This window comes from Chryseobacterium sp. Leaf405 (genome assembly GCF_001425355.1).
Lineage (GTDB): Bacteria > Bacteroidota > Bacteroidia > Flavobacteriales > Weeksellaceae > Chryseobacterium.
Window position 1 is genome coordinate 78020 of sequence record NZ_LMQN01000021.1, and the last position, 19527, is coordinate 97546.

General features: G+C 30.8%; 23 protein-coding genes and 1 tRNA gene. 19 read left to right on the plus strand and 5 right to left on the minus strand.

All coding sequences use genetic code 11. The features are described from left to right. Window positions 1–8: 8 nt before the first annotated feature. The 3 genes from ASG22_RS20370 (at window position 9) to ASG22_RS20380 (ending at window position 2580) form a co-directional block, all read left to right on the plus strand. Window positions 9–1379 (plus strand): DUF4153 domain-containing protein, encoded by a 1371-nt coding sequence (locus tag ASG22_RS20370; protein WP_055988567.1) that lies wholly within the window; start codon window positions 9–11, stop codon window positions 1377–1379. Window positions 1380–1475: 96 nt separating this feature from the next. Continuing rightward, window positions 1476–2015, plus strand: coding sequence for a hypothetical protein (locus tag ASG22_RS20375; RefSeq protein ID WP_055988569.1), 540 nt, complete (start codon window positions 1476–1478; stop codon window positions 2013–2015). Between the two features lie 52 nt (window positions 2016–2067). Further along, window positions 2068–2580, plus strand: coding sequence for a hypothetical protein (locus ASG22_RS20380; RefSeq protein WP_055988571.1), 513 nt, complete (start codon window positions 2068–2070; stop codon window positions 2578–2580). An 80-nt stretch (window positions 2581–2660) separates the two neighbouring features. On the opposite strand, the gene ASG22_RS20385 is transcribed toward ASG22_RS20380, so the two are convergent. The 3 genes from ASG22_RS20385 to ASG22_RS20395 are packed head-to-tail and all read right to left on the minus strand — an operon-like array spanning window position 2661 to window position 4205. Next, window positions 2661–3344, minus strand: coding sequence for an FKBP-type peptidyl-prolyl cis-trans isomerase (locus ASG22_RS20385; RefSeq protein WP_055988573.1), 684 nt, complete (start codon window positions 3342–3344; stop codon window positions 2661–2663). Between the two features lie 31 nt (window positions 3345–3375). After that, window positions 3376–3825, minus strand: a complete 450-nt coding sequence (dtd, locus tag ASG22_RS20390; RefSeq protein ID WP_055988574.1) for a D-aminoacyl-tRNA deacylase — start codon at window positions 3823–3825, stop codon at window positions 3376–3378. Beyond that, window positions 3825–4205, minus strand: coding sequence for a helix-turn-helix domain-containing protein (locus ASG22_RS20395; RefSeq protein WP_055988575.1), 381 nt, complete (start codon window positions 4203–4205; stop codon window positions 3825–3827). Before ASG22_RS20395 ends, dtd begins: the two co-directional genes overlap by 1 nt. A 152-nt stretch (window positions 4206–4357) precedes the next feature. Here ASG22_RS20395 and ASG22_RS20400 point away from each other — a divergent pair, with 152 nt between their 5' ends. The 9 genes from ASG22_RS20400 (at window position 4358) to ASG22_RS20445 (ending at window position 11230) form a co-directional block, all read left to right on the plus strand. Then, the gene (locus ASG22_RS20400; RefSeq protein WP_055988577.1) at window positions 4358–6118 is read left to right on the plus strand and encodes a hypothetical protein; all 1761 of its coding nucleotides are present in this window, start codon (window positions 4358–4360) and stop codon (window positions 6116–6118) included. 2 nt (window positions 6119–6120) lie between these two features. Further along, window positions 6121–6723 carry a hypothetical protein gene (locus ASG22_RS20405; protein ID WP_055988579.1) on the plus strand — a complete coding sequence of 201 codons (603 nt, stop codon included), beginning with the start codon at window positions 6121–6123 and terminating at the stop codon, window positions 6721–6723. 86 nt (window positions 6724–6809) lie between these two features. Next, window positions 6810–7259: a T6SS effector amidase Tae4 family protein gene (locus ASG22_RS20410; RefSeq protein ID WP_055988581.1), complete on the plus strand. Its 450-nt coding sequence runs from the start codon at window positions 6810–6812 to the stop codon at window positions 7257–7259. 11 nt (window positions 7260–7270) lie between these two features. Further along, window positions 7271–7744 carry a hypothetical protein gene (locus tag ASG22_RS20415; RefSeq protein ID WP_131726226.1) on the plus strand — a complete coding sequence of 158 codons (474 nt, stop codon included), beginning with the start codon at window positions 7271–7273 and terminating at the stop codon, window positions 7742–7744. Between the two features lie 6 nt (window positions 7745–7750). Continuing rightward, window positions 7751–8215 carry a hypothetical protein gene (locus tag ASG22_RS20420; protein WP_055988585.1) on the plus strand — a complete coding sequence of 155 codons (465 nt, stop codon included), beginning with the start codon at window positions 7751–7753 and terminating at the stop codon, window positions 8213–8215. A 159-nt stretch (window positions 8216–8374) separates the two neighbouring features. Next, window positions 8375–8866, plus strand: coding sequence for a hypothetical protein (locus ASG22_RS20425; protein ID WP_055988587.1), 492 nt, complete (start codon window positions 8375–8377; stop codon window positions 8864–8866). Between the two features lie 60 nt (window positions 8867–8926). Further along, window positions 8927–9748 carry a hypothetical protein gene (locus ASG22_RS20430; RefSeq protein ID WP_055988588.1) on the plus strand — a complete coding sequence of 274 codons (822 nt, stop codon included), beginning with the start codon at window positions 8927–8929 and terminating at the stop codon, window positions 9746–9748. Window positions 9749–9945: 197 nt separating this feature from the next. Then, the gene (locus tag ASG22_RS20435) at window positions 9946–10350 is read left to right on the plus strand and encodes a hypothetical protein (RefSeq protein ID WP_055988590.1); all 405 of its coding nucleotides are present in this window, start codon (window positions 9946–9948) and stop codon (window positions 10348–10350) included. 622 nt (window positions 10351–10972) lie between these two features. Further along, entirely contained in the window at window positions 10973–11230 is a 258-nt protein-coding gene (locus ASG22_RS20445) for a hypothetical protein (RefSeq protein ID WP_055988594.1), read from the plus strand. Window positions 11231–11268: 38 nt separating this feature from the next. Here ASG22_RS20445 and ASG22_RS20450 read toward each other — a convergent pair whose 3' ends face one another. Further along, complete coding sequence (locus ASG22_RS20450; protein ID WP_055988596.1) at window positions 11269–11718, minus strand: hypothetical protein; 450 nt, start codon at window positions 11716–11718, stop codon at window positions 11269–11271. 109 nt (window positions 11719–11827) lie between these two features. Between ASG22_RS20450 and greA the strand changes: the two genes are divergently transcribed. The 7 genes from greA to ASG22_RS20485 all read left to right on the plus strand — a co-directional run bounded on the left by greA (window position 11828) and on the right by ASG22_RS20485 (window position 17727). Then, window positions 11828–12298, plus strand: coding sequence for a transcription elongation factor GreA (greA, locus tag ASG22_RS20455; protein WP_055988598.1), 471 nt, complete (start codon window positions 11828–11830; stop codon window positions 12296–12298). A gap of 51 nt (window positions 12299–12349) precedes the next feature. Further along, window positions 12350–12739 carry an HIT family protein gene (locus ASG22_RS20460; RefSeq protein WP_055988601.1) on the plus strand — a complete coding sequence of 130 codons (390 nt, stop codon included), beginning with the start codon at window positions 12350–12352 and terminating at the stop codon, window positions 12737–12739. A gap of 63 nt (window positions 12740–12802) precedes the next feature. After that, window positions 12803–13993 carry an ATP-dependent Clp protease ATP-binding subunit ClpX gene (gene clpX, locus ASG22_RS20465; protein ID WP_055988603.1) on the plus strand — a complete coding sequence of 397 codons (1191 nt, stop codon included), beginning with the start codon at window positions 12803–12805 and terminating at the stop codon, window positions 13991–13993. 77 nt (window positions 13994–14070) lie between these two features. Then, window positions 14071–16032, plus strand: coding sequence for a T9SS type A sorting domain-containing protein (locus ASG22_RS20470; RefSeq protein WP_055988604.1), 1962 nt, complete (start codon window positions 14071–14073; stop codon window positions 16030–16032). A gap of 1 nt (window position 16033) precedes the next feature. Continuing rightward, on the plus strand, window positions 16034–16261 hold the full coding sequence (locus tag ASG22_RS20475) for a hypothetical protein (protein ID WP_055988606.1): 228 nt from the start codon (window positions 16034–16036) through the stop codon (window positions 16259–16261). A 61-nt stretch (window positions 16262–16322) separates the two neighbouring features. After that, complete coding sequence (locus tag ASG22_RS20480) at window positions 16323–17609, plus strand: peroxiredoxin family protein (RefSeq protein ID WP_055988608.1); 1287 nt, start codon at window positions 16323–16325, stop codon at window positions 17607–17609. Window positions 17610–17653: 44 nt separating this feature from the next. Beyond that, a tRNA-Met gene (locus ASG22_RS20485) sits at window positions 17654–17727 on the plus strand. Window positions 17728–17851: 124 nt separating this feature from the next. On the opposite strand, the gene ASG22_RS20490 is transcribed toward ASG22_RS20485, so the two are convergent. After that, the gene (locus tag ASG22_RS20490; protein ID WP_055988610.1) at window positions 17852–19516 is read right to left on the minus strand and encodes a hypothetical protein; all 1665 of its coding nucleotides are present in this window, start codon (window positions 19514–19516) and stop codon (window positions 17852–17854) included. Window positions 19517–19527: the final 11 nt, after the last annotated feature.

The following is a 19527-nucleotide window of genomic DNA, read 5'->3' on the forward strand; positions in this document are numbered from 1 at the left end:
AAAACAACATGAAAACACATCATTATATATTTCTTACCACCTTATTATTTGTCATTGTATTTTACGATCAGAATGTCGGACCGAATCTTGGTATTATTGGAATAATCTACGCCATATTGACGCTTGTTAAAACGCCGGAAAAAAATAAAACCAAAACCTTTCTTTTTCTTTTCGTAACGAGCATTTTGTCGAGTATAGCTTTTGCATGGTATGGCGATTTTCCTTCCTTTTTAGCTGTTGTAAGTTCAATTTTGCTATTAGGATACAAATCGAAAAACAGAAGAATGAAGATCCTTTTTCTGATTCCCGTTTTTGTATTGAATTGTATGACCTCATTTTGCCGGGTTTTCAGTTTTGATCAATGGCTTCCGAAAAAAAATGTTCCCGGATTGTGGCAGAAAACATTGGCTTTTGTTTTAATTCCGTTGATTTTAATTTCTGTTTTCTTCGGAATTTATTCTGCAGGAAGCGATCATTTTGCCAGTCTTTTTACCGATTTCGAATTAGATATTAATTTCTGGCAGCTTGTTGCGATGATTGCTTTAGGATTTTTTATTGCTTTTAATTACTGGAATTATGCGGTCGAAAAATTCATCTACAAAAACAATTATATGTTGGATAATGATTTTAAGGAAAAAGATAAAATCCAAAAACCAACGTACTCTTTTCTTGATTTGGATGCGGAACGAATGAGCGGCGTTATTTCTTTCTTTTCATTAAATATTTTGTTGATCTTCTTTATCATTACTTACAATTATGAACAGTTTTATGAAGTAACGAAAACGTCCGTAAAGCTTTCTGAAGAAACTCATGAAAGAGTCAATGCGGTCATCATGTCGATTGTAATGGCAATTCTGGTGATTATGTTTTACTTTAAATCTAATTTTAACTTTGATCCGAAAGCCGGAAAAATGAAAATTTTAGTCAACATCTGGATTTTTCTGAATGCCGTTCTGGTAATTTCTGCGATGATAAAAAATTCAGAATACATTATGAATTACGGTTTTACCTATAAAAGATTAGGCGTTTATGGGTTTTTAATTTTATCGTTAATTGGCTTGATCATGACTTTCATTAAAATTCAGACGAAGAAAAGAAACGCTTTCCTTTTCAATACGATGACCTGGTACGTTTACGGTGTAATACTCATTTGCAGCTACATCAATTGGGGCGGAATCATCACTTCCGAAAATATGAGACGTAAAAGTTTTGATATAAGTTATCATCGTGACGAAGTTAATTTCAGTGAAAAATTGCTTTTAGAATATGCAGAACAGAAGAATGATTCATCACTAAAGACTGAAATTTTAAACAAAGTAAAACCTCAGAAGGAAGAAAAATTTTTATCTAAAGTTTTGTACTATCAAACGATGAAATAAAACCGTTTGAATCGAAATTCTAATAATTTTTTAAGAATAAAAACTAAGTAATGGAATGGTTTTAGCTTAAAAACAGTATCATTTAAAATAAACAGTATGAAAAAATCCTTATTGCTAATCCCTTTGATCATTATTTCATGTAAGAAAGATCCCAATGTAGAACCTGCGGAGAGAAAAGATTCAATTGTGATTACGGAACAACCCGATACTGCGTTGAAAATGGATTCTGCTGCTGTTCGGCTAAAGGATTCTGTTATCAATAATGCTCCGAAAACCAAAGAAGTGTTGAAAACCGGAGTGATGAGAAATGTGAAAGAGGGACAAATCATCAGAATGGTAGATGCGGAACAGTTTCCTTTGACGCTGGGTGAAGAATTTACGAAAGATGATCAGGAATTTATTTTAAAAATAACAGATTTCGACAAACCAAATATTAAGGCAAAAATCAATACCAAACAAAAAGATTTTAATATCAGATTTAATCAGATCAAATTACCGAATGGTGATTACGACGGACCTTTCGGCAGAGAAATTACTTATGATGTAAAGGGGAAAGGAGAAGTCTGGCTGATGATCGGAAAAAGCAATATGGCTTCAGGAAATACGAAAGGAAGCTTTACGGTGAGCTTAGAATAATTTCAACAGATTTGGTATAATTTGTGCAAACAAAACTTTAAAATTTATCATTATGAAAAATATATTTTTGACAGCGGCGGTGGCTTCAGTAGCATTGGTGAGTTGCGGTACCGTACAATCGTTGGTTCAGAATACATTTCCCTATACTGCCAATGTGTTAGTATCCACGGGAGTTCCTGCGGATAAAGAGGTTTCTTCTACATCTACTGCTACCAATGTTCAGACTTGGTTTGGTGGTAATAACAATGCAAAGATTAAAGATGTAAGAATTTCCGATGCAAAAGTTTCTGTAGTTTCTCCTTCGGGCGGAAGTCTTAATGCTTTTAAATCGATTAAAGTGTATGTTTCTTCAAGCGGAACGGGTGAAAGACTGGTTGCTTCAAGATCCAATATTTCTACCGATGCGTCAAGCTTAAATCTTGATCTTGGAAATTCAGGTTTTTTAGATGAAGTGGTGAAAAGTACGGGGCTTACAGTAAGAACGGTTTACGAATTGAAAAACCAGACAAGTTCTGATATGAACATTAAAATAGCACTTAATTTCAGCAGTATTCCTGCGAATTAATTTTATAAAAGTTATTATTGTTGAAAAAACGACTTTCAGAATTCCTGAAAGTCGTTTTTGTTGTATGAGTGTTAGCTTGATTATTTAAAATCTACTAATTCTACATCAAAAATAAGTGTTGCTCCCGGAGGGATTACTCCGCCTGCACCGTTGTCTCCGTATGCTAATTCTGAAGGAAGATAGAATCTGTATTTTGCACCTTTTGTCATTAGCTGAATTCCCTCTGTCCATCCCGGAATAACACTGGAAAGGTTCAGTTCTACTGGTTTTCCACCATTTTTATCTGTTGAATCAAAAACTGTTCCGTCCATCAGTTTCCCGGTATACATAACGTTTGCCGTACTTGAAGCGGCAGGTTTTGTTTTTCCGTCACCAGCTTTCAACACTTCGTACTGTAAGCCGCTAGCTGTTGTTTTGATATTTTTGTTAAGCTTATTTTTTGCTAAAAATTCTGCTCCTTTTTTCTTGTTTTCTTCTGCTTTTAATTTTGCCTCAGCTTGTTTTTTTTCATTCTGCTTCTGCATAAAACCCTGTAGAAATGGTCCCATTTCCTCTTTAGAGAATAATTTTGCTTTATCTGAAAACTCGTCTTTTAGTGCCTGAGTCAAAAGTTCTGCATCTATAGGAAATCCTTGTCTTTTAAGATTTTGAGCAATATCGAGACCGATATAATAAGATGCTTTTTGGTCGTCGGTATACGTTTTTTGAGCAAATGCAGAGCTCATTCCTGAAAGAAGAACTAAAGTAATTAAGGTTTTTTTCATTGTTTGATTTAAATTATAATCTGCTGTAAATTTAAGCTTTTGTAACGGAATCCATCACAATTGTCACCGGTCCGTCGTTAATTAATGAAACTTTCATATCTGCCCCGAAAATTCCGCTCTCTGTTTTAAGTCCAGATTTTGCTATTTCTTCTTTAAAATATTCAAAAAGAGGAATTGCTTTATCCGGTTTTGCTGCTTTAATGAAAGATGGTCGGTTGCCTTTTTTATAATCTGCAATCAAAGTAAACTGGCTGATACAAAGGATCTCACCCTTGATGTCTTGTACAGAAAGATTTAGTTTGTCGTTTTCATCACCAAAAATTCTCAGGTTTAAAATTTTCTGAACAAGCCAGTCGGCATCGCTTTTTTCATCGTTTTCATGAATGCCTATTAAAAGCATCAGCCCTTTCCCAATTTCTCCTACAATTTCTCCGTCTACTTTTACGCTGGATTCGGAAACTCTTTGTATGACGATTTTCATTAATAATTACTGTCTAATTTATTTTTCAGAAATTCTACCTGTTCTTTTAATTCCTTAATACGTTCTTCATACAATTCAATCATTCTTTCAGATAGCTGATTAATAGTGATATGGGTATCGTTGTTAGTATTATTCTGAATTACTGATTCGTTATCTTGATTATTCTGTATTAGATTATCTGCGCCAATAAAAAGATCTTCAGGTTTTATATCTAATTCTTTGCTTAATTTTTCAACATGATTAACCCAAGAGTTTGTCTCTCCGTTTTCTATTCTACTATATGCTGAGCGTGAAATTTGTAGTCTTTCCGCCATTTCTTCCTGAGAAAAACCTTTCGTTTCTCTGAGTCTTCTTATTTTACTTCCTACCTGAATGTTCATAATGAGAATATATTTATAACAAAAGTAGCAAAAACTCTAACGATTTGAATAAAATTTTTTCGCTCGATAAAAGGGCGTGAAATTCCCGAAAATAGAACAGTATGGAATGTAATTATAAACTATATTTGTGCCGTTAAAATATAAATCAAAATATGATGAAAAAAAATTATTACCTGCTTTTATTTGCAGTAGTTTTGTTACTGTTCGGTTGCAGAACAGAAGACCTTTCAGAAAAAGACAATCCTGTAAATCTTACGGGCTCTTCTTCCCAATTTATTTCCCGTAAAGTTTCTCCGATTGAATTTCAAAAAATTAATGGGCTTAATGAAAAATTCAGCAAAAACGAAAGTCTTCTTTCTCAAAAAATATCAACAGGAAAAAATATTCTGGATGGTGCTGTAATAGACTCTGCCTATGCCATGGAAACGACGGATGGAAATGTAATTTCCTATACATTTCCTGTATATAGAAACAATCAAAAAGATATCTTTGAGAATTTGGTGTTGCAGAGAAAAGTGGGCGAGCAAAATTTTAAATCATATCTGTACCAATATCATCGAATTGGGGCGAACAGCTATAATAAAAAAAATATAGAAGTTTTTAATTTAGACTTCATTGATACTACTTCTAGTGGGAAAATGATGTTTACTACCATTAGTTCTACGGATGGTTGCATAGAGATACAAGCAACTACAGTAGATTGTGGAGAGGGAGGTCATCATACCAATGGGGCTTACTGTCCAAGCTTAGGATATCATGTGCCTTTTGATTACATTACCTCTTTCAACAATTGCCCGGCAGGTGGCGGCGGAGGTGGTGGTGGCGGGAACACAAATCCCGGAAATAATAATCCATCTCCAGGTGGAAATAATAATGGAGATTACGGAGTAACAATTCCGGTTCCCAATTATCCAAAATGGGGAATGTGTCGTGAAAGAACTGGGATGCATTGGGATGCATTAGATTTAAACTCAAACCAGCTGGCTTTCATTAATGCATCTGAACAAAATGCACTGCGAGGGGAAATGACAAGGTTTCTAACAAATAATGAAGTTTTTACTTTTGACTGTAATGCTCCGAGAGAGGTCTCACCGGATGTAAAATCTGTTGGATTATGGATAGTAAATTATGCAATGACCAATCCTGATTTCTTGAACTCGGAATTTTGGACAGATTTTGTAAACTCTGATTTGCAATTTCAACAGTGGGCTATGAATTTCCTTAATCAAAACTCCAATGTTTCTCTTGATGAACTTTTATTTAATAGATACTCTTCTGAACCCAATGCAAGTATTGATTTTAACGATAATGAATCAGGAAATTATGATGAAACAGATTTTGAAGATTTTAATTTTGAAAATCAACAAACTCAATGGTCAACTGTAAACAATGTTATTCCTGTTTCTGACTTTGTAGGCTGGAATGCACCTGGGATTAGAAAAAATTGTATGGATTATGCTAAAGCTCAAATAGCAAAGAAAGGTTATAAAATTTCAAATTATTATGATGTTGATTCACAGGGGAATAAACAGACCTTTCAAATTTATACAGAACAAAATGGAGTAAATTTGAATGATCTGTATAAAGGAGTAAGTTATATAAAATACGCTTTATCTCATGGAATACCTGTTATTGTTGGAATAGATGATGCGGTAGGAGGTCCTGGAAATATTGATGGTTCAACTAATCATTTTGTTGTGATTGTAGGAATGGGAACTGATTCAAAAGGGAATTTTTTTAGGTTTTATGATAATGCTTCAGGAACTGATCCAATAAATCAAGGTGCAAATCCAGAAAATAAATTATATTATAAATATCCAGAAAGAATATTTACAGGAAAAACATATTGTACTGCTTACAGAGCTGGTACTGAATATGATTATATAATAACAATGATTCGAAAAAGTAAATAATTATGATTAATAATAAAACAAAATATTTTTCTTCTTTTCTTTTTGTACTATTCTTTATAACTACATGTTCACAATCAAATGACACTGTATTTATAAAAAAAGATAAATATCAAAATATATATATAGTAAAGGATAGAAATTCCGAACAATATAATTCTCTGATTAATTATTCAAATTTTGATACAACTAGGAAAATACAAAAAATTGAAGCCTTGGGATTAAATTCAAAATGGCTTCCCCTTTATAAATATATAGGAAAATATTATTTATATATTCCTTGCGATAGAATGAATGATGGAAAATATTTAATTGATGACAATACTATTCAAATAAGTTCATCGGAAATTACAGATTACGATATAGATTCTTTAGAAAAACAAAAGAATAGTCTGATTATTAAATATTCAGAGCCAAATTCTAAAATGGAGTTTAATTTAACAATTATTCCGATTGATAAGAAAAAAGGTATTTATAAATTTATTACCTATCAGGAAAAAAATCATTATGAAGTTTTAATGCTTAACACTGAATATTATAAAAATTATGATATTATTGTAAATGAATGTATAGATAGTAAAATTACTGAATTTAAGTTTGATAAGTAAAACAAACCCCAGAAACTTTCTGCGGGTTTAGAGTTTTAATAATAAATATTTTAAAACACTGGTTGAAGGATTATAAGTATACAAATATGTCACCAGAAATATACAGACCGGATTGGGTAAGTGTAAAAGATTATCCTGTAGAAACTCAAAATGGTTGTGCGTTAAAAGTGTCGAGAGCATTAAACTATTCAGGTGTCATAATACCAAATATTCCTGGAAAAACGCTAAAAGGAGCAGATGGAAAATACTATTTTCTAAATGCTAAAGCATTAAATGCATGGATGAGAAAAACCTTTGGAATTTCACCAACAAATCTTAAACACAAAAACTTTACTAAATTAGATGGTGGTGTAGGCGGAAAAAATTTCCCTAATTTAATTAAAAATAAAAAGGGTATATTTTCGTTGGTTTCACCGCCAAATAGTCCATGGGCTTCTGGTCACGCAGACATTCTATATCCTAACGGAACCTGTAAAGCGGGGTGTCATTTTTTTGACGGAGATATCTTATACATTGACTTTTGGGAGCTAAACTAAAAATAATACATATGAAAAGTATACTTATTCTAACTTTTTCTTGTCTATCTATAGCAATCTTTTCACAAAATATAAAATGTGAAATAACTGATTATGTTAAAAGCATTGATAATAAGGAATATTCTACCTATCACTACATTAATTCAAGCTACAGTCAATCAAGACCATTTATTGTATTATTAACAAGTCAAGATATCTTTATGGAAGTCCATCAAAAAGTACCGATGATGTTTTCATCTAAACAAGAATATACCGATGTGTATTTATTGGGAATAAAGAACTTCGATAAAAATAATGTTAGTTTGCTTGATGAAAAAATTATTAAAAATTTTATTGATGATATTGTAAAATATAGAATTTATAGTGATTTGCCAGGTAATAATCTTGAATATGTTTCATCACAAATAAATTATCTTTTAGATAAAGATTTATGTAAATTCTTAGTTTGTAGAAAACCAAAAAATATTAAGGTTTTGAAAAAGTAAATAATTATGAAAAACTACTTTATTGTATTGCTTCTTGCAATTGTTAGCTGCAATCAAAAATTACAAGTAAAAGAGAAACCTAATAATCATGCCATTCATATAGATTATAAAAATATAGATAAATCTATTTTTTTTAAGACTCATTCAAAAATGAATACTACGTATTCTATACAAGGTTATGATTTTTACCAATCTAAATATGTGATTCCTTTTGACGAAAAAGATAGTGAAATTTTAGAACTATATAAAAAGAATAATTTTAAGGAAATAACAACAATTTTCTCATTTAGCAATCTCAAAAAAGATACTATCTATTCTTTCCCCTTGACAGATTCAGATAAACTCCCTGTATTTGGAATGAAATATAAGAATGCTAAAAATGGTCATATTGAAGATATTATCAAGGTTTATTTCAAAATTTATGGAAGTCAGGAAGCTAGTAGAGTTGCTGTTATTGATAGTATTAGGTAATATTTTTAAGAGTTTAGTAAAATAAAAATGCTTCAGAATATGTTGATGTAATAATGTTTGATGCCATTTGTGTAAATCTTAATATGGCAAAAGTCAATGACGTTGCTAGAGGAATAAAGTCAATTCGAATTTGGGAATGTACACCTTAAAATAAAGATTATGAAATTATTTAATACACTATTTTTCAGCGTTATTTTTTCTTTATCCTATGCACAAGAAATCTCTAAAACGGAGAAAATTAAAATCGGAAAATACAATTATGAGATTTTTTTAAAGGACGCGTATTTTTATGAAGATGATGAATATGCTATGAATTATTATATTCGATTAAGTGAAAAAAAACAATTTATAGGAACGCTATTGACATATAGAACTTTTATAAAGTCTAGAAATTTCCCAATAGTTGATAGAGATTTACCGCCAAACCCATTACTAAAATTTAAAGATCGAGAAATTACAGGTGAAGGTAAAATAGAAATTGTAAAAAGTAAAAATGAAATTATTAGTACTTTTAAAAAGTATGTAAAAAATAATGAAAGTGATTCTGATTCAACTAAAACCATTTATAGACAAAGAAAAAACGGATTTTTTGAAACGATTTTTGTCGAAACTTACATAAATGGAAAAAGTAAAGTTTTGCTTAATAAGTGATTAAGAACATACTGATGTGTATTTATGAGGGATTAAAATTTTAATAAAAATAATATCTGTATGATTGATAAGGTAAAGATTACAATATTAAATAATTACAATCATATGAAAAAAAAATATTTATTCATAATTCTATTGTTGAGTTTTCTTAATTTAATAAATTCACAAACCTTCTCAGAAGCTCATTATTTTGTTGGTTCCGATGAAATGCATGTATATAAGCAATCTCATGACACTTTGTATACCTCAACAACATTTTCTATAGAACCATTTGATACAAGAAAATATAAAAATCATTATAAGATTTGGGAAGTAATTGACAACCCATCCGATTTTATAGTAATAAAACTAGAAAGTCTGGATAGCATTCCATTAACAACCGATCCTTATCCAAAAGATAGATTTAAAATTTCTGTTTACAAGAAAAAAAATAAACAAGAAATTACTTTATTGATGGATGTTTCACATCTAACAAAAGAGCAAATGGTAAATTATAATATAGATTTTGCACAACTGAAAAATAATTTTGGAATGAGTTTATATAGTTTATCATATATGAAAGAATTATTAAAATTAAAAAAAGTCACGACAAAAAAAGATGCCAATAAAATTAATAATGAACTCAGCAATCCTAAATATTTGAAATTTGCTGAAAATTATATAAAGCAAAATAAATTATCGGATTCTTATGCTTCTATTTTAACAGCAAATCTAATTAATACTGCTTGTTTAAATCTTGGATATAGTCCAATTGGAGCAAGTTTTTCAATCAGTATTATAAACTCTAATAAAAAAACTAAAGAGAAAGAAGAGTTGATCAGTGAATTTTATAAACGAATAATCCATAAGAAAAAACCGCAGAAACTTTCTGCGGTTTTATAAATATATAGAGGAGGGAATGCTAATAAGATACCAGAAACAACTTATAGAACAAACAATTTATTTTTTTGATAATGGAAATTATAATATTCTTTTTATTATTACTACAATTTTAATGGGCATGTTAAATTGGTATTTATTTAAAAGATGGATTAAATTTAACATATGAAAATATAACAAGAATATTCATTTTAATTACTATGTTTTTTATTTATGAAACAGCATTTTCCCAAATAAATAAAAACAACTGTTCATACGAATTAAGTTTCTTTGCATATAATCTACCTATTGATGAAGTAGATTGGTATGTACCTATTAAATATAATATCACAGGAGAATTTATAGATTTAAACATTCGAAAGGAAAATAAAGATGAATTATATATTCTATTTAAAATAATTGAAACTTTAAAATGTGATTTTAGAGACGTAAATGACTGTGATCTGAAATATAAAATTTTGACATATGATGAAGATACAGATAGTTTTGGAGAAAGACAATCTGAAATAGAATTCAAATTTTCCGATGGAGAAGGCAAAATTTATGTTCGACATCCTAATTTTCCTGAAATTAGTAGTGACGCAACAACATTTGAAAAAGAATGAAAAACCAATAACAGCTTTAGGATGTCATTAAAATTATATACAATTTTATTATCTTTTTACTTACATATCATCAATATTTTTATTTTCAATATTGATGGCTACAATAATGTGTATTATACAACTCAATACTGAATTCTGGTTCTTATATGTAATACGAATTATAAGCCACGTTTTTGAAAATTATAATTTATTTTGTATTACTATTTATTTTATTTTATTTAATCTAATAACATTTTATTTTGAAAAATTTAGAAATTTATTTTTCATTATTTTGGTAAGTATTATATTAGGTATTGTATTAAATGATCATGAATTGAGAGGACTATTTATTTACAAAAACCAACCTATCGATCAAAATTTTTATGTTTATTTAACTTCTTACACAATTGTAATAGTATTGTGGTGTATAATGTTAAAAAAACTATGGAAAAATGTATTATAATAGACTATCTTAAATAAATAAAAATGAATAAAAATATTACCTTAATGTTTTCACTATTAGTATTTTGTAGTTGTAATTCATTACAAAATAAAATTATTGGAATATGGAGAGTAACTGGTGAGATTCAAAGTGATAATACTTACGCAACACGCTCTTCTTTAAAAGAAACGAAAATAATTAGTGAAAAAAAAAATTACAATAAACAAGGATAGTACTTTCACTTCAAATTTAAGTTTGTGTAATGAATGGCATCCTAATGCTGATTATATTTCTAAAGGTATTTATCATTTTAAAAAAACAAATCCTGATAAATTATTTTGGTTGGAATGTAAAGGAATGTATCCGGATCATCATTTTAAATTAAATGGTAAAAAATTAGAATTATATTATCCATTCGTAACTGGGTATCGAATTCAGATATTTGAAAAAATAAAATAATTAGATAAAACCGCAGAAAATTTTCTGCGGTTTTCATTTTAAAAATAAATATTTAAATTATTTGTCGCCGGATTATACGTGTATAAATACGTTTTCGGTGGAACGTTGGCAACTGCGGTTGGCTGTCCTGTCAGTAAAATCCATTGTGCATTATCTTTTGGGCATATAATGCTATTTCCATTTTTTACTTCGAGTGTTGTGTTGCTGTCTGGGCAAATATGAGGAGCATTTCTGTCATAAATTTTAAAATCATTTCCTGAACGTACAACAATAAGCCCTCTCGATCCTGATTGCTGTTCATTAATATATTTCCATCCTCCACTGTAGGTAAGATCATAGTAGGCTGGAAGGTTGAGATTTAAGGTAACATTAATAGGATTGCTTGGGAAACAGCTTACGGTGTCATTTCTGTTACCGCAAGAATTTATAATTAAAGTATTGAAAATCAATAAAATGATGATAGATAATATAGAAAAAGTTTTTTTCATTTCAATTTAAATTTTTATATATTTGTAGAAATTAAACGATTACAACTCGAAAACATTGTCCGACAAATGTCGGATTATTTTTTTATACTAAAACTAAATTTTGAAAATTATGGCAAGCTATGTTACAAAGGAGGGGTTAGAGAAAATGAAAGCTGAGCTGGAACAGTTGGAAACTGTAGAAAGACCAAAAATTACTCAACAAATCGCTGAAGCAAGAGACAAAGGAGATTTGTCTGAAAATGCAGAGTACGACGCAGCTAAAGAGGCGCAGGGAATGCTTGAAATGAGAATTTCTAAACTTAAAGATGTTGTTGTTTCTTCTAAAATTATAGATGAAAGCCAAATAGATACTTCAAAAGTTTCCATCCTTACAACGGTGAAACTTAAAAATAATGTTACCAACCAAGAGCAGATTTTTAAATTGGTACCTGACAATGAAAGTGATCTCAAAACAGGAAAAATTTCTGTAAATACTCCTATTGCAAAAGGATTACTAGGAAAAGCTATTGGCGAAACGGCTGATATCACGTTACCCAACGGAAACAAACTGTCTTTTGAAGTATTAGACATTACTTTATAATTAATGAAGAAATCCAAATCTAACTTCTAATCTCCAATATCTTTAGAAAAAATGAGTACTATATTCACAAAGATCATTAATGGTGACATTCCGGCTTATACAATTGCTGAGGATGAAAACTTTATCGCATTTCTGGACGCTATGCCTTTAGTAAAAGGACACGTATTAGTTGTTCCAAAGAAGGAAGTCGATCTTATTTTCGATCTTGAAAGTGATGAGTATAAAAATCTTTGGGGTTTTACACAGGAAATTGCAAAGAAGATAAAGAATGCAATACCTTGCGTGAGAGTTGGAGTTGCAGTAGTAGGATTGGAAGTTCCTCATGCACATATTCATCTGATTCCGCTTAATAAAGTGGAAGATATGAATTTTAAAAATGAAAGATTAAAATTAACGGGCGAAGAATACACAGAAATTCAAAACTCAATAATTAATTCTTAAAATAACAACAACTCGTAAAGCTCATTTTTACGAGTTTCTTTACCTTATATATTACATATAAAAATGAATTCAAACCAATGTTCTTTCTGCGGAAGAAAAAGAAATGAAGTTCAGATGTTGATTTCCGGTCAGAATGGCTTTATTTGTGAAAACTGTATCGAGCAGGCTCATGTTATTGTAAAAGACGGTGCTGCTTCCCAGGCAGGATATTCTCCGGCAGAAAATATAAACGACCTTAAGAAACCAAAAGAAATTAAAGAATTTCTTAATCAATATGTGATTGGTCAGGATCAGGCAAAAAAACAATTGTCAATCGCTGTTTACAATCATTACAAAAGATTGCTTCATGCAAAAGACGAAAACAGAGAAGTAGAGCTGGAAAAATCCAATATCATCATGATCGGTGAGACGGGAACAGGGAAAACTTTATTGGCAAAAACAATTGCAAGAGAATTAAATGTTCCTTTCTGTATTGTGGATGCAACGATTTTAACGGAAGCCGGATATGTTGGTGAAGATGTTGAAAGTATCTTGTCCAGATTATTAATGGTTGCAGATTACGATGTAGAAAAAGCAGAAAAAGGAATTGTATTTATTGATGAAATTGATAAAATTGCGAGAAAATCTGATAACCCAAGTATCACAAGAGATGTTTCAGGTGAAGGAGTTCAGCAGGGTCTGTTGAAATTATTGGAAGGAAGTATTGTGAATGTTCCACCACAAGGAGGAAGAAAACATCCTGATCAGAAATATATTCAGGTGAATACGCAAAATATTCTTTTCATTGCAGGTGGTGCTTTCGACGGTATCAAAGAGATTATCGAAAGAAGAATGAACAAGCAGGCAATAGGCTTCAGTTCTGAAAAAATCAATAAAGTTGATGAAGATGATTATGTATTAACAAATATTAATGCGATCGATCTTCGTACTTTCGGATTAATTCCCGAACTTTTGGGAAGATTTCCAATCATCACTTATCTTGATAAACTCACGAAAGAAGTAATGGTAAGAATCATGAAGGAGCCGAAAAACTCTATTGTGAATCAATTTGTAGAACTTTTTAAGATGGATGGTACCATTTTGAAGTTTACCGATGAAGCAATTGAAAAAATTGTGGAAGAGACAATGGAGAAAGGTTTGGGAGCAAGAGGACTTCGTGGAACAACTGAAAAAGTGCTGGAAGATTATATGTTTTCAATAGGTGAAGAGAAGGAAATCATATTAACGGGAGATAATATTTTTGTTAATAAATAAAATGTTTTTGTTTTTTAATAAAAAAAACATAACTTTGCAATTGAGATATTGTATTAACACACAAATAATTATATACAATGAGAAAAAGTTTATTTGCTATTGGCTTATTAGCCATTACTTCTGTTCAGGCGCAGAATGTTTTAGTGCACGTTGATGACGCTGCCACTACGTATGTAAGCAAAGGTACACTGGTTTACAGTGGAGGAGGCTTACAGATGAAAGGAAATGGAATTGTTGAAAATCACGGTAATTTTATGGTTACTGGTAGTGCAACAGATTCTTTTAGAACCATTGATGCTTCAGATGTTGATAAAACAGAATCCAATGGTGGTGGCAATTTCATTAATAAGTTAAATGAGCCGGGAGCTTATGCAACTTATAACGTGAATGATCCCTTAGTTGCTCCAGCTTACACGTATGGACAATTATTCATTTCTAACATACCTCAGGCAAATCTTACAGGTATTGTTGATCAGGAATTTAAAGCAATCAATCACGGCTCTTATCAGCAGATAGGATTACCTTTCTATGATAAGTCAGCTTCTACTTTAAGTACTGAATTGGGGAAAACATTTTCTAATGTGAGATATTCCCAAAATGAAATTCTTTCTGCAAACAATACTAATATTGTTTCTGTTAATTTTCCGACTTGGTCCAAGTTGGGATCAGCACTTCCGGGGTATACTTATTATATGTTAGGAGGTTCTGGTTTAGATCTAAGTACTACTACAAGAACACTTAAAGGACGCCCTTTGACTGATATTGGTACATCTGTTACACTTCAGGGTGCTGCTGCTGCAGTTAACTTTGGTACAAATGGGAATGCTACCAATCAGTACAATGAGAAATATTATACTTATGTTCAGGACGAGTTTGTAACGACACCTTGGCAGGGAACATATGGTAGATATATGTATCAGTTTGCAAATCCATTCCTTACAAATCTTGATTTGTCACAAATTGCTGTAAACGAAGCAAATGGAGATGGAGTAAATTTAACAACAATCCAAGGGGTAAGACTTGAAGTTTCTCCTAATGCAGTTCAGACCACTACTGGCGGAACTACTGCTGTTGGAAGTTCAGCATATAAATTCGTGACTTTTGCATCCGGAGCTCCTACAGGAGATGTCGATTATATGTCGGTAAGACCAATGGGAACATTTGTTATTAAACTTAACAGTGATGCTGCTACGGATCAGTTAAATTTTGCTAATTTAAGAAGATTTAATTATTATACAAGAGACGCAGGTACTGCTTATAATGTTGCTGCTAATAAAAATACTGCAGGTAACGGATCTGTTAAACAGCTTGCCGTTATCGGTCTAGATAACAATGGTAACGAAATTGCAAGAACTTATTATGTTGTATATCCTGCTGGTACAACGGGACACTCTGCTACACAAGCAAAAACTCAGGTTAAGGCAGATACAAGTGATTTGTTAGGTACTTATGAGGAAGCTTTAGCAGGAGGATATGATACTAACTATACAAACCAATACTGGTTATATATTAATGAGGCTAACGAAAATACCTTTCAAGGAAAGAATATTAAGTTAGTTAATTATGATCTTGCAAAAGTAAAATCATATAAATTTGAAATCAGAGAAAATGCTCAATTAGTAAGTAATGGAACGCATGCTCTGTCTAGTGGAATTGGTTTTTACTATAAAGCTGCAAACGGAACTGTACAACAAGCTATTCAAGGAGCAGTAGTTCCTGTTGCTGGTACAGAATATGATTTATACTATGGTGAACCTAGTAATGTTGTGTTAGCTGCTAGTGAAAGTAAATCTCCATCATCAAGAACGGTAGTGGTGTATAATCCTGGTATTGAGAATTATATTGTAAGATTTGACCCTAATTGGAAAAAAGCAGATATTGAAGTTTATGATATGAGTGGTAAACTAGTTATCTCTAAAAAAGCAGTTGCTGCTTCTACAGATTTTGTAATTGAGCTTGACGGTAAAATTAAAAATTCTTATGTAGTAAAAGTAGTCTCTGACAAAGGAGAAGTCGTTAACACAAAAATATTGAGATAATATGAAAGCTTTAAATAAATTAATATCAACTTTTTTTCTTTTTGCAATTTTAATGGTTAGTGCTCAGTCGCGACCTGCTGTTCCGGCACCTGGTGAAGAAACTAGTCGTGGTATTGTGGGACCTGGAGCTCCTGCATCGCCCATCGATATGTATATCTTAGCTTTAGGTATTATAGCAGTGATGTTGATCGTATTTTTCACTAAAAAATATGCAAACAAACATATATAAAATTTTATTAAAATAATATTAAACTCTCTGATTAGTCGGAGAGTTTTTTTATTTTTACGTTATGAAAAAGATTTTTACAGTATCGGCATTATTAGCTGCATTTTCATTACAGGCACAATTTACAGTTTCTATTCAGGCACCAGCTGAATTCAAAGATCAGGATGCTATTTTATATACTTTAAATGGTTCTAAAGATATTATTGTTTCACAAGAAAAAGCTAAAAACAACACATGGACTTTTAAATATCCTCAAAATTATATGGGGATGATGAAAGTATATTTTCCGGGATCAAATAATACTTTTAATTTTATTTCGGAAAATAAAAATGTTAATGTAAAGCTTGAGACGCAAAACAATAAAGTGACCAACATTGTTTATCTCGATGAAGCAAATGATATTATGAGTAAAACTCAAGAAGGTTCTCAGAAGAAAGAACTAATATTGCCTGCTTTATCACAGATCAAAGAGTATTATAAAGATAATACAGAGTTCGGAAAAGCGCTGAAAGCTGAGATTAGCAGACTTTCCGGTGGTTCAAGTAATATCGACCAGGCTCAGCACCCTTTTATTTTTTATTATAACACAAACTCGGCTAAATATCTTTCCAACGATAATTCTAAAAAAGCAACACAGGAAGAGATTATCAATTTTATTGATAAGTCTAATGATATGCTGGAAACGTCATCACTGTTAAGACCTATTTTAGTTAGTTATTTAAATACAGGAGGGAATACCAATGTTGGTGCTTCTGTAGACAAACTGCTTGACAGATTAAAAGTTGAAACGCCACGTGGACAAACTGTTCTTTCTGAATTGATAGATATTTTTGACGTGTATGATATGAAAGAATATAAAGATAAATATCTTAGTCTTGCTAAAAATCTTAAGTGTACAATCACCGACAGACTTGCATCAACATTAAAATCTAATGCAAATGTTGAAATTGGCGCTGTTTTCCCGAATAATAAATTCCAATCGGCTGTTAATACCACTGCAAAGTCTTTGTATGATATTAAGGCTGATAAAAAAGTCATTGTTTTCTGGTCATCTACATGTTCACATTGTGAGACCGAACTTCCGCAGTTATTGGCAAAGTATACTGATTTAAAAGCTAAAAATATTCAGATTGTAGGATTATCTTTAGATGTAGACAAGGATTCTTATACCAAGAAAATCTCCGCGTTCCCTTGGGTAAATGATTCAGAATTGAAGGGCTGGAACAGCAGTTATGTTGATACCTATAATGTTCATGCAACTCCAACATATTTTATTTTAGATGCTAACAATAAGATAATCAATAGACCAGAACATGTTGGTGATGTTTTAGAATATTTTAAGTTAAAATAAATTTGGTGGGAGCAAATATTTTCCTATATTTGCACCACGAAAAAGGCGAGGTAGCTCAGTTGGTTAGAGCGCAGGATTCATAACCCTGAGGTCACGGGTTCAATTCCCGTCTTCGCTACAATAAAAAATCCGTATCATGTTGATTAAAAACATTTTACGGATTTTTGCTTTTGTATCATTCCCGGCATATTCCCGGTAATACAAAAGTTTTGAAAATATTGTTTGACTAGATCGAACAATTTTTATTCTTCTATATCAAAATCAAAAACTTTATAATCTGGTTTCCTAAAATATGGATATCCTACATTTATCATTTTCATGTGGTCATCTTCGTCAATTACGACAGTAAAAGTTTTATCCTGAAATGTATTTTCAACTACTTCTTTAAACCATTTAAGTGTATACAGTCTATAAGTATTGTTATACATTATGAAGGTTGGAGTATTAATTATAAAAATGCCTTCTAGATTAGATTCTCCAAATTCGTACAGTCGGTTATTTAAATGCACTTGAAAGTGTTCTTGTAATGCATCTTTATTGCTAGATAGAAAATCTAGTTTTCTTTTCATTGTTTTATTATAGTTCTTTTTGTTTGTTTCAAAATAGGCATAATCGTTTTTCCAATTATTCATATCATATCGACTAATTAAATGCTTACTATCTGCTATGTAAATTTTATTATTTAGAATAAAAACAAAATCTAATTCTCCACAGTCATCATTATGTATATTTATGTTTCTATTGTTCCACTTTTTTAATTTTGTTATGTTTCTATCATAAATAATATTGTTTGCCTTCAGGATTTCTTCAATAGCGTCTTCTAGTATTTTATCATTTTTTATATACACTGATTTTATGTAATTATCGAAACATGTACTTTTCCACTCAATAGGATATTTATCCCAGCCAAAAGCATTTGTGGACAGTGAAACCATACTCTCATTAAATGATTGTCTACCTACTATAGCATAATCCTTACCATCTACATTCCATACAAGAATAGGTCTGTATAGATACCTATTAATTAATTGAGGTTTGTAAACCTCTTCATCTATTGTCATTTTATTATCTTTTGACAATGTAAGTCCATCAAATATAATGTTCCCAGTCTCAATTGGTACTTGAAAAAAATGGTTTAGGTTTATGGCGAAATATTTCCATTCTATAAAACTATATTGCCCTCCTTCTAATGAATTATGAATCTCCTGAAGTGTTGCCGGAATGTTATTAAAATCTGTTTCAAAACATTTTTTAAATGCGTTTTTAAATTCATTGAAATGATTTTGGTCTATTATTGCTTCTTTTAAGTGTTCTGGATGCATAGTTCCAAATTCTTTAAAAATCATTTCGTAATGATGTTTATGATCGAAATAAAATAGATCCTCATCCGTAAATTTTAAATCTATACAATCTTCTACCAAATGTTGTTCAGCTAAAAGATTAGAGATTGTAAACATAAAATCACCTAAGTATAGTAATTCATCAATAATCAATTCTTTTTCTTTAAGGTAATGTTCACTTCCATGTCTATGGGAATTAAGTTCTAAATCACATGCTTGTGTAAGACATAGTTTTAAAACTCTTCGATAAACGGCGAAGTCTTGATTTCTCATTTGAGCTATTGGAGAATAATTTGGATTTTCAGAATGAAAATCGCAAGAGTAATCATGTAAAAAAAATAATCCTAGATAAAACGCTGAATCAGTTTGCGACCTGATTACTTCTAGAAATTTTTCTTCAAACCAATCTAATGAGAAAAAAAGAATGTTTTTCATCTCATCTAGTGAGTAATTTCCTTTTCCAAATTTTTTAATCAATTCTATAGATAATAAGGGTCTGTACTTATTTATTGCTATTTCGTTGTACCAAGAAATTAATCTTCCGTCTGGTGTAAAATATATAGGCATAAATTAAATGT

Coding starts and splice junctions, on each gene's coding strand:
- ASG22_RS20435 (WP_055988590.1), top strand. CDS start 9,946: ATGTTTTTTATTTATGAAACAGCATTTTCCCAAATAAATAAAAACAAC.
- ASG22_RS20410 (WP_055988581.1), top strand. CDS start 6,810: ATGTCACCAGAAATATACAGACCGGATTGGGTAAGTGTAAAAGATTAT.
- ASG22_RS20405 (WP_055988579.1), top strand. CDS start 6,121: ATGATTAATAATAAAACAAAATATTTTTCTTCTTTTCTTTTTGTACTA.
- ASG22_RS20395 (WP_055988575.1), bottom strand. CDS start 4,205: ATGAACATTCAGGTAGGAAGTAAAATAAGAAGACTCAGAGAAACGAAA.
- dtd (WP_055988574.1), bottom strand. CDS start 3,825: ATGAAAATCGTCATACAAAGAGTTTCCGAATCCAGCGTAAAAGTAGAC.
- ASG22_RS20430 (WP_055988588.1), top strand. CDS start 8,927: ATGATTGATAAGGTAAAGATTACAATATTAAATAATTACAATCATATG.
- ASG22_RS20425 (WP_055988587.1), top strand. CDS start 8,375: ATGAAATTATTTAATACACTATTTTTCAGCGTTATTTTTTCTTTATCC.
- greA (WP_055988598.1), top strand. CDS start 11,828: ATGGCAAGCTATGTTACAAAGGAGGGGTTAGAGAAAATGAAAGCTGAG.
- ASG22_RS20470 (WP_055988604.1), top strand. CDS start 14,071: ATGAGAAAAAGTTTATTTGCTATTGGCTTATTAGCCATTACTTCTGTT.
- ASG22_RS20385 (WP_055988573.1), bottom strand. CDS start 3,344: ATGAAAAAAACCTTAATTACTTTAGTTCTTCTTTCAGGAATGAGCTCT.
- clpX (WP_055988603.1), top strand. CDS start 12,803: ATGAATTCAAACCAATGTTCTTTCTGCGGAAGAAAAAGAAATGAAGTT.
- ASG22_RS20450 (WP_055988596.1), bottom strand. CDS start 11,718: ATGAAAAAAACTTTTTCTATATTATCTATCATCATTTTATTGATTTTC.
- ASG22_RS20490 (WP_055988610.1), bottom strand. CDS start 19,516: ATGCCTATATATTTTACACCAGACGGAAGATTAATTTCTTGGTACAAC.
- ASG22_RS20480 (WP_055988608.1), top strand. CDS start 16,323: ATGAAAAAGATTTTTACAGTATCGGCATTATTAGCTGCATTTTCATTA.
- ASG22_RS20380 (WP_055988571.1), top strand. CDS start 2,068: ATGAAAAATATATTTTTGACAGCGGCGGTGGCTTCAGTAGCATTGGTG.
- ASG22_RS20415 (WP_131726226.1), top strand. CDS start 7,271: ATGAAAAGTATACTTATTCTAACTTTTTCTTGTCTATCTATAGCAATC.
- ASG22_RS20370 (WP_055988567.1), top strand. CDS start 9: ATGAAAACACATCATTATATATTTCTTACCACCTTATTATTTGTCATT.
- ASG22_RS20460 (WP_055988601.1), top strand. CDS start 12,350: ATGAGTACTATATTCACAAAGATCATTAATGGTGACATTCCGGCTTAT.
- ASG22_RS20375 (WP_055988569.1), top strand. CDS start 1,476: ATGAAAAAATCCTTATTGCTAATCCCTTTGATCATTATTTCATGTAAG.
- ASG22_RS20420 (WP_055988585.1), top strand. CDS start 7,751: ATGAAAAACTACTTTATTGTATTGCTTCTTGCAATTGTTAGCTGCAAT.
- ASG22_RS20400 (WP_055988577.1), top strand. CDS start 4,358: ATGATGAAAAAAAATTATTACCTGCTTTTATTTGCAGTAGTTTTGTTA.
- ASG22_RS20475 (WP_055988606.1), top strand. CDS start 16,034: ATGAAAGCTTTAAATAAATTAATATCAACTTTTTTTCTTTTTGCAATT.